The organism is Cronobacter sp. EKM101R, assembly GCF_963888145.1.
GTDB classification, from domain to species: Bacteria; Pseudomonadota; Gammaproteobacteria; order Enterobacterales; family Enterobacteriaceae; genus Cronobacter; species Cronobacter turicensis.
The window spans coordinates 1-7,276 of record NZ_CAWPHW010000019.1 but is presented as its reverse complement, the minus strand read 5'-3'; the positions used below and the strand labels follow the sequence as shown (position 1 = coordinate 7,276).

Genomic DNA, 7,276 nt, shown 5'->3' with positions numbered 1-7,276 from the left:
GAAAGCGGCGGGATATGTCTGAAATTGTGTGAGGTTTTTTATGGAAACTGTTTTTGACGCACTGAAAGCGATGGGGACAGCCACCTCTGTGGAACTGGCGGCGCGACTTGATATCAGCCGGGAGGAAGTGCTGAGAGAGCTGTGGAATCTGAAAAATGCCGGTTTCGTTGACAAGAGCGCATACACCTGGTGGGTGGCTGACGGCAGCGCTCAGGAAAAGCGGACGGAACTGCCGGAAGAAACAACGATTGCGGCTACGGCGACAAAAATCTCGGAGCAGGATTTAACAGCGATTATCGAAAAAAATGGCCCGCAGTCGGCTGATGAGCTTGCTGCCGTGTTCGGGATAACATCCCGCAAGGTGGCTTCAACGCTGACACATGCCCTCAGCAAGGGGCGTCTGATTCGCGCTAATCAGAACGGTAAATCCCGTTACTGCCTGCCGGTTGCTGATTTACCAGCAGGTGCAGAAAGCAAGCCAGCGACGGAAACGTCTGGTAAATCCGCGCCGCAGATAGCAGAGGCCGCGTTACCTTTGCCGGAAGCGGCGGGAAATGATGCCGGACGCGAAACCATGGCGGACTTCATGCAGTCGATACCGTCTTTCACTGAAAAGCGCCCTGACGACCTGATTTTCCCGTCTCTGCGCGTAGCTAACCGCGAGCTGCGTCGGGCAAAAAGCAACGTTCAGAAGTGGCAACGTGTCTGTGCCGCGCTGCGGGTGCTGAATCAGAACAAGGACATCGTTGCGCAGTTAAATCAGGAGTCCGCCAGATGAGCGAAATTCACAATCCAGTCGTGCTTATCAATAAAACCGGGAACGACACATATTCCGTCGCTGTTACCGACGGCAGCGACAATTACCAGGACGCCAGGCTGATGGCATGCATGGAGCTGGAAATCGCGGGTGATAGCGCTGATGTGTTTAGCTGCGTGGGTTATTACATGGCCGCTGAAATTGAGGCGCTTCGCGAGCGCGTAGCCGAGTTGGAAAACGACGAAGTGCGCCAGCGCCTGGCGAATGCAGAGCATCAGCTTTATCTGGCTGAACTCGCTAAGAACAATCTCCGGGCAAGCCGTAAAGCTCAATTCAAAAAGCGCCTTGTAGCGGAGCGGCGCAACGCAGAGCTTACAGATGCACTTAGGCTGGTAGTTAGCGGTTACAAATCCTGCCTGCGAACAGGGCATGAGTGCATTGTTGAATTGGGCGGCGAGTGTGACGCACCGGAGGTGATGATTGCAGGTAACCCGGATATACGGCAGGCCGAAAGGGTTCTGGCAGCTGGCATCAATCTTGAGACAGGGGGGGAAGCGTGAGCATTCGTTCAGAGCACGGTTTCGGGCCGGTAACAGTTGAAATTGACTGGCTAGATAATTGTCCAAAATGCGGGCACGAGAAAGCGCGGGTGACGGGCTGGTCTACTACTACGCAGCAGTTGTGGGCAGGAGATGAGGTTGCCTGCGCAAAATGCGGACAGAAGGGCGAGGTTGACGCGGACGGCGAGAACTCCTGGGTTGAGTGGGGGGAAGCGTGAGCGAAATAAGCAAACACAGAGAGCCAGTAACGCACTACTTAAAAATCTATCAGCCTGGCTGTTAAGGCGATCCCGACCAAACAGTGCGTTGCCAAACGATGCAATGGACTATTTAAGAGCGAAGGGGTTAATCAGTGCGGAGGATGTGTTGAGGTGACCTTGCGTATAGTGATGCTACTCAATGACCCAGACAACTTTTACCAGTAAGATATGCAATTTTCTTGTACAAAATAGGGAGATGCGCATGTCTTTTGTAGATTCCAACCTTGTGGGAGATGAAAAAGTTCTTTACAGAGGTAAAACCACCCTTTGGGCATTAGCTCCATGGATCTTTTGGGGGATGGTGCTTGCTTATTTCACTCGCGGCTGGGGGTTGTTACTAATAGCGATTGGCTATTTTTGGTTGCTCACTAATGAGTCAGCAATCACAAGTAAAAAGCTCATAGCCAAGACAGGCTTTATCTGGCGTGACACTATTGAAATCCCGCTCAGTAAGGTATCCAGCTTGCGAGTTAAGCAGGGAATTTTCGGTAGGATTTTAGGTTTTGGAACGCTGATCATCAGCGATGCCGGTACAGCCCACGCCCCGATCAAGTATGTTCACAATCCGTTGGCGTTCAGGCGGCGCTTTTTTGAAATTCAGGAAAATGCCGAGGTAAAGCATGAGAAGAAAGAACCATTTATTGATCTCGAAAGCTGTTGAGATTCATTGCTGAATGGCTATGGATTGCCACCAGAAAAAAGCAGTTACTGGAAAGACTTATGCAGCTTTAGTAGAATCCCTGCGGGTGCTTGAGGCTATCTGCCTCGGGCATGAACTATAAGGCAGATAGAGAAAAGCCCCGGAAACATTCAGCGTCCTGCAAGACGCTTAACATTCACCGAGGCCATATCTATATGCGACACATAAAGATTAGCCTCTTACGGACCTTCGGGTCAAGGAGAAGCAGGCTATGAAGCAGCAAAAGGCGATATTAATCGCCCTGATCGTCATCTGTATTACTGCCGTCATGGCGGTACTGGTAACGAGGAAAGACCTCTGCGAGGTACGAATCCGAACCGGCCGTATGGAAGTCGCTGTCTTCACAGCTTACGAATCTGAGGAGTAAGAGACAGGCGGGGAGAAATCCCCGCCACCTCTGATGTGTCAGGTATCCTCAATGCACCCACAAAAAACCCGCTTAGGCGGGTTTTTTGTTATCCGTTTTACTACGAATCATCAACAGTTCTTGATTATGCGAATTATTCAATTTCCGGTGGTTCGTTTTATCCCATTGTTATATTGTGGTTTTTGTTTTTTCGGGAGATTTTTGGCAGCACAGCAATGCTACTAAACGCAAATATTCATTATCGATAGATTGTGATATATCCATTCGTAGGGGATGCTGTCGGGACGCGCGGAGGGAACGGAGGGAGTATCGGAAACGTGCTGGAGTAAATGTTATGTTTGTACCTGACCATTTAATCAAAGGACTTAAAAACAGCACCAGACCAATAGTGCTTTACCGCAACGAGCGCGGCGATGTGACGTTCGGTTTTGTACTATGTCCTGACGAGTTCGTAACAAGCATTCGGCAGTTAGCTGATGCGCGAAAAACTGCGGGGTTACCGTCTATTGATGATACTGACAATCCACTATAATCTATAGGCAGGTCTGAACAGCCTGCGAGAAATCACTGTGTCACCGGAGATAACCGATGGCACATATTCAACTACAAAAGATTGGTCCTGCAATCCTGACCCCGGCTACGCCTGGGGCCTGCGAATTTTTGCAACGTATAAAAGTCGGTGAGTGGATACACGCCGACTTCAAGCGTGTCCGCAACTATCAATTCCACAAGAAATTTTTCAAACTATTACAGCTTGGGTTCGAATACTGGACGCCGACCGGCGGTGCCATTAGGCCTGAAGAGCAAAAGCTGGTTAATGGATTCGTCGATTTCCTCTGTAGTCAGGTGGGGCAACAACACAACACCGCCCTGGCAGATGCTGCTGAATTGTATTTGTCAGATGTTGCTCATATCCGGGTAGCTGATATAGCGCTGCTTAAGTCCTTTGACGCTTATCGCGAGTGGGTAACTATTCGCGCAGGGTATTTCACAGAGCATGTATACCCTGACGGAAGTTACAGCAGGCGGGCGAAGTCAATTTCATTCGCAAATATGGATGATACAGAGTTCGAGCAGCTCTATAAGTCTGTGCTGAATGTGTTATGGAATTTTATTCTGTTTCGACCGTTTTCTTCTCCTGAGGAGGTGGAAAACGTTGCTGCGCAACTGCTGGAGTACGGATCATGATGAGTCCTTACAGCATTGCGCTCACTGAACTGCGCAACCGCCCGTCACATAAGCTGAAGGAGGTCGGCGATCAATGGCGAACGCCTGATGCGATTTGGTGGGGTATAAATGCCAGGTTTGGCCCGTTCTCCCTTGATTTGTTTGCCGACGACGCCAACGCCAAATGTGAGCATTACTACACCGTAGAAGATAATGCGCTAAACCAGGACTGGTCAGCTCGGCTTGCTGACTTGGGGGGCGCTGCATACGCAAACCCTCCGTATAGCCGAGCTACTCAATTCGAAGGTCAGTACATCACCGGCATGATCCCTATCATGCAGCACACGTTCACAATGCGAGAACGCGGTGGACGATATGTTTTCTTCATTAAGGCTGCAACAAGTGAAACCTGGTGGCCTGAAAACGCCGATCACATTGCTTTCGTCCGTGGACGCATCAGCTTCGATCTCCCCGATTGGTATATCCCGGCAGAAGGTGAGCCATCTGAATCCTCTGCAGGATTCGGTATGGCAATCGCTGTCTTCGATAAAACCTGGTCGGGGCCAGCGATTAGTTACATAAGCCGTGACGAGCTTGAAATGATCGGGCGGATGATCATGTCTCAAATTCAGCGAGCTGCCAGGCAGTTAGTAGGAGGCGCCGCTTGAGACGTTCCGTCAATCTGAGAAAAGAAGCCCGTGGGCGTGAATGCACTGTTCGTATTCCAGGTTATTGCACCTTCAATCCTGAAACGAGCGTACTCGCTCATTACCGCCTTGCTGGAACCTGCGGTACCGGCTGTAAACCTGATGATTTACAGGGGGCTATTGCATGTAACGGATGCCACGATGTTATCGATGGCAGAGTTAAGACCAATGAATATACATATGAAGAATTGCGCCTGATGCATGCAGAGGGAGTGCTGCGTACGCTGGCAATTTGGAAAAAAGAGGGTTTTATCTGATGAATCCGCAATTAATTGAATACGCCCGGATTGAGCTCACTCGCGCACTGATGGATAACTCAGGTAAAACGAAAGGGCAGTTACAGGCATTTAGTGAACATCCACCAGCGGAGAAAGACCGCTGCCCGCGCAAACATATCCACATGGTTGAGTTTGATGACGGTAGAAAGGTTAAAGCTGAGAACACTTCACTGTACGTGCTGGAGACGCGCAGCAGACGCAGGCCATTACCACCAATTAATGATTATGAGTTTGCAGGAGCACCCTGGCGTCGTGCAGTTAATTTCTTGCCAGAACACGAGCAGGCTTGGTTAAAGTATTGCTACGGATTCGATCTGACATTCCGTTATCAGACGCTTATATGTGAAGTAATCTGGAACGGCCATCAAAAATATCTGCCGGCAGGCTTGCTGAATAAAACAAAGAAGCGGTTAATTTCGATGATCTGGCTTGCCGCGCAAGATGTTGCAGCAACCAGGAGCAATAAAACCTATAAAGAGTACGCTGGCGCAGCATTAGCCAGGCTGATGAGCATAAACCGCTCGACATGGCTACGCGTCTACGCGCCTCATTGGGCGCATTTTAAACGTGCGTTTGACGAGCTGGATATAAGGGCATTGCAGCACGCTCTTGAACACCATTGTGAGACACCGCAGAAAGAGTTTGAATAAACGGTCTTGCAAAATGCAACAAAATAGGCCATATTTAGCGCCATTCTGATATTTTGCCAGAGCTATAAAAACCCGCCTTTGAGCGGGTTTTTACATATTTGTGGATTAATCATCAAGTTTGCCAGTGGCTAAGCAACGCATCGCTTCACCGCTGGTTTTAGCGTTTTGCTGACAAAACTTTGTTACTTCTGGTGAAGCTTCTGGTACATCACGTAAATACCCAGCAATACTTATAAGACCAGCATTTTCACATGCTTCTGCATAAGCGTATGTTGCCTTTTCTTCAAAGGTGGTCTTTTCTCCAGGATGGGTATTAGTATACGCGTTGAAATATTTAAGTTTCTCAATTGCGAAATTACAGTCTGCTTGCGTAAGTTGTACCGCATTCGCCTGAAAAAGAGGCAGCCCCATCACGACGAGGATAAATACTAATTTTTTCAAACGGATATCTCCCTTATTGTGTTCTGGTGAAAACCTTATTCTAATCAAAGAATTAATGCGATTCATCTTGTGATTTCTTATCGTATCTTCATCAATTTGAGGCTCGCCATGGCGGGCCTTTTTCGTATCTGCGCCACGCCCGGCGCAAACCATCACAGGAGTAACCCATGTCCGAACCCATTTCCGGGGGCGGTGCTGTTGCGTTAACGCTCGGCGGGGCCGGTATATTCGGGCTGCTGACAAACACCGATTTCGGTGTTGTCGTCGGTGCGTTTGCCGGTGCGCTGTTCGTCGTGACGCAGCAGCGCGAAGTGCCCGTTGTTCGTATGTTCGCGCACCTGATTATCTCGTTTATTGTCGGTGTTCTTGGCGCGGGTGTGGCTGCATCGGCCATACGCTGGCTTACGCACTATGACGATAAGCCCATCGACGCACTCTGTGCGGTTGGTGTGTCTGCGCTGTCAATCAAAATCCTGACGTTTCTGTACCAGCAGGAAATCACATCGCTGTTCAGTCTTATCTCGAGACGCAGCGGAGGAGGTCATGATGCTGACGATGGTAAGTAGTGTTGCTGCCGACGTGAATGCTGCCGTCTGTACTGTGATTGTCGTTGCGTTTCTGCTCTACCGGCGCAACGGTGCTGCGCATAAGCCCCGAATAGCGTGGGCGGTATACTGGGTGACGCTCTGCTACTGCATTGTCCCTATTGCCTGGATTTTCAATTTTTACGCAGTGTCGAGCTGGTCCGTTGTCGCCCTGAATGTTGCGTTCTGCGCCATCGTGCTGTACCGGCGCGGGAACATGTCAAAAATTCTCTCACTGCTGAGACACCCTAATGAAAACGAAAGATGAAATTTTTGATGAAATCCTCGGTAAAGAGGGGGGCTACGTTAATCATCCCGACGACCGCGGCGGCGCGACAAAATGGGGCATAACAGAAAAAGTCGCACGCGCCCACGGATACAAAGGCGATATGCGAAACCTGACTCGCGGGCAGGCACTGGAAATTCTGGAAGCGGATTACTGGTACGGGCCTCGCTTTGACCTGGTGGCCAGGCTGTCTCCCGACATTGCAGCAGAGCTCTGTGATACAGGGGTGAACATGGGCCCGTCCGTGGCGGGCAGGATGCTTCAGCGTGCCCTGAACGTGTTCAACATGCGTGGAACGCTCTACCCCGATATGAGCGTCGACGGCCGTATCGGCCCGCGCACGATTAACGCGCTACAGGCTTATCTGAATAAGCGCGGTAAGGATGGCGAGCGTGTGATGCTGGTGGCGCTGAACTGTCAGCAGGGCGAGCGTTATATCGAGCTGGCCGAACAGCGACCGGCGAACGAGTCGTTCGTCTATGGCTGGCTGAAAGAGCGTGTGGCGGTGTAACCCTTTCT

Annotated in this window: 13 protein-coding genes; 12 read left to right on the top strand and 1 reads right to left on the bottom strand. The window is 50.3% G+C overall.

What is annotated here, in order from left to right:
• Nucleotides 1-40: 40 nt before the first annotated feature.
• From AACV31_RS12455 to AACV31_RS12415, 9 genes are all read left to right on the top strand, one after another.
• Nucleotides 41-778, top strand: coding sequence for a DUF1627 domain-containing protein (locus AACV31_RS12455; protein ID WP_165157067.1), 738 nt, complete (start codon nucleotides 41-43; stop codon nucleotides 776-778).
• A complete protein-coding gene (locus tag AACV31_RS12450; RefSeq protein ID WP_185155311.1) occupies nucleotides 775-1,317 on the top strand; it encodes a hypothetical protein in 543 nt (180 codons plus the stop codon). The genes AACV31_RS12455 and AACV31_RS12450 overlap by 4 nt, the downstream gene beginning before the upstream one ends.
• Before the next feature lie 462 nt (nucleotides 1,318-1,779).
• Entirely contained in the window at nucleotides 1,780-2,238 is a 459-nt protein-coding gene (locus AACV31_RS12445; protein ID WP_165157069.1) for a PH domain-containing protein, read from the top strand.
• Nucleotides 2,239-2,488: 250 nt separating this feature from the next.
• The gene (locus tag AACV31_RS12440; protein ID WP_165157071.1) at nucleotides 2,489-2,644 is read left to right on the top strand and encodes a Hok/Gef family protein; all 156 of its coding nucleotides are present in this window, start codon (nucleotides 2,489-2,491) and stop codon (nucleotides 2,642-2,644) included.
• A 334-nt stretch (nucleotides 2,645-2,978) separates the two neighbouring features.
• Complete coding sequence (locus tag AACV31_RS12435) at nucleotides 2,979-3,176, top strand: hypothetical protein (protein ID WP_165157073.1); 198 nt, start codon at nucleotides 2,979-2,981, stop codon at nucleotides 3,174-3,176.
• 56 nt (nucleotides 3,177-3,232) lie between these two features.
• Nucleotides 3,233-3,832: a DUF1367 family protein gene (locus tag AACV31_RS12430; protein WP_165157075.1), complete on the top strand. Its 600-nt coding sequence runs from the start codon at nucleotides 3,233-3,235 to the stop codon at nucleotides 3,830-3,832.
• A complete protein-coding gene (locus AACV31_RS12425) occupies nucleotides 3,829-4,479 on the top strand; it encodes a phage N-6-adenine-methyltransferase (RefSeq protein ID WP_165157077.1) in 651 nt (216 codons plus the stop codon). The genes AACV31_RS12430 and AACV31_RS12425 overlap by 4 nt, the downstream gene beginning before the upstream one ends.
• Nucleotides 4,476-4,775: a DUF1364 domain-containing protein gene (locus AACV31_RS12420; protein WP_165157079.1), complete on the top strand. Its 300-nt coding sequence runs from the start codon at nucleotides 4,476-4,478 to the stop codon at nucleotides 4,773-4,775. The genes AACV31_RS12425 and AACV31_RS12420 overlap by 4 nt, the downstream gene beginning before the upstream one ends.
• Nucleotides 4,775-5,446 carry a bacteriophage antitermination protein Q gene (locus AACV31_RS12415; RefSeq protein WP_165157081.1) on the top strand — a complete coding sequence of 224 codons (672 nt, stop codon included), beginning with the start codon at nucleotides 4,775-4,777 and terminating at the stop codon, nucleotides 5,444-5,446. Before AACV31_RS12420 ends, AACV31_RS12415 begins: the two co-directional genes overlap by 1 nt.
• 105 nt (nucleotides 5,447-5,551) lie before the next feature.
• Here the strand turns inward: AACV31_RS12415 and AACV31_RS12410 are convergent, their stop codons facing one another.
• Entirely contained in the window at nucleotides 5,552-6,043 is a 492-nt protein-coding gene (locus tag AACV31_RS12410) for a hypothetical protein (RefSeq protein ID WP_165157083.1), read from the bottom strand.
• A gap of 11 nt (nucleotides 6,044-6,054) precedes the next feature.
• Here AACV31_RS12410 and AACV31_RS12405 point away from each other — a divergent pair, with 11 nt between their 5' ends.
• The 3 genes from AACV31_RS12405 to AACV31_RS12395 are packed head-to-tail and all read left to right on the top strand — an operon-like array spanning nucleotide 6,055 to nucleotide 7,268.
• The gene (locus tag AACV31_RS12405; protein WP_165157085.1) at nucleotides 6,055-6,453 is read left to right on the top strand and encodes a phage holin family protein; all 399 of its coding nucleotides are present in this window, start codon (nucleotides 6,055-6,057) and stop codon (nucleotides 6,451-6,453) included.
• A complete protein-coding gene (locus AACV31_RS12400; RefSeq protein ID WP_255491433.1) occupies nucleotides 6,431-6,739 on the top strand; it encodes a phage holin family protein in 309 nt (102 codons plus the stop codon). Before AACV31_RS12405 ends, AACV31_RS12400 begins: the two co-directional genes overlap by 23 nt.
• On the top strand, nucleotides 6,723-7,268 hold the full coding sequence (locus tag AACV31_RS12395) for a glycoside hydrolase family 108 protein (RefSeq protein ID WP_166337115.1): 546 nt from the start codon (nucleotides 6,723-6,725) through the stop codon (nucleotides 7,266-7,268). The genes AACV31_RS12400 and AACV31_RS12395 overlap by 17 nt, the downstream gene beginning before the upstream one ends.
• The last annotated feature ends 8 nt before the right edge of the window (nucleotides 7,269-7,276 follow it).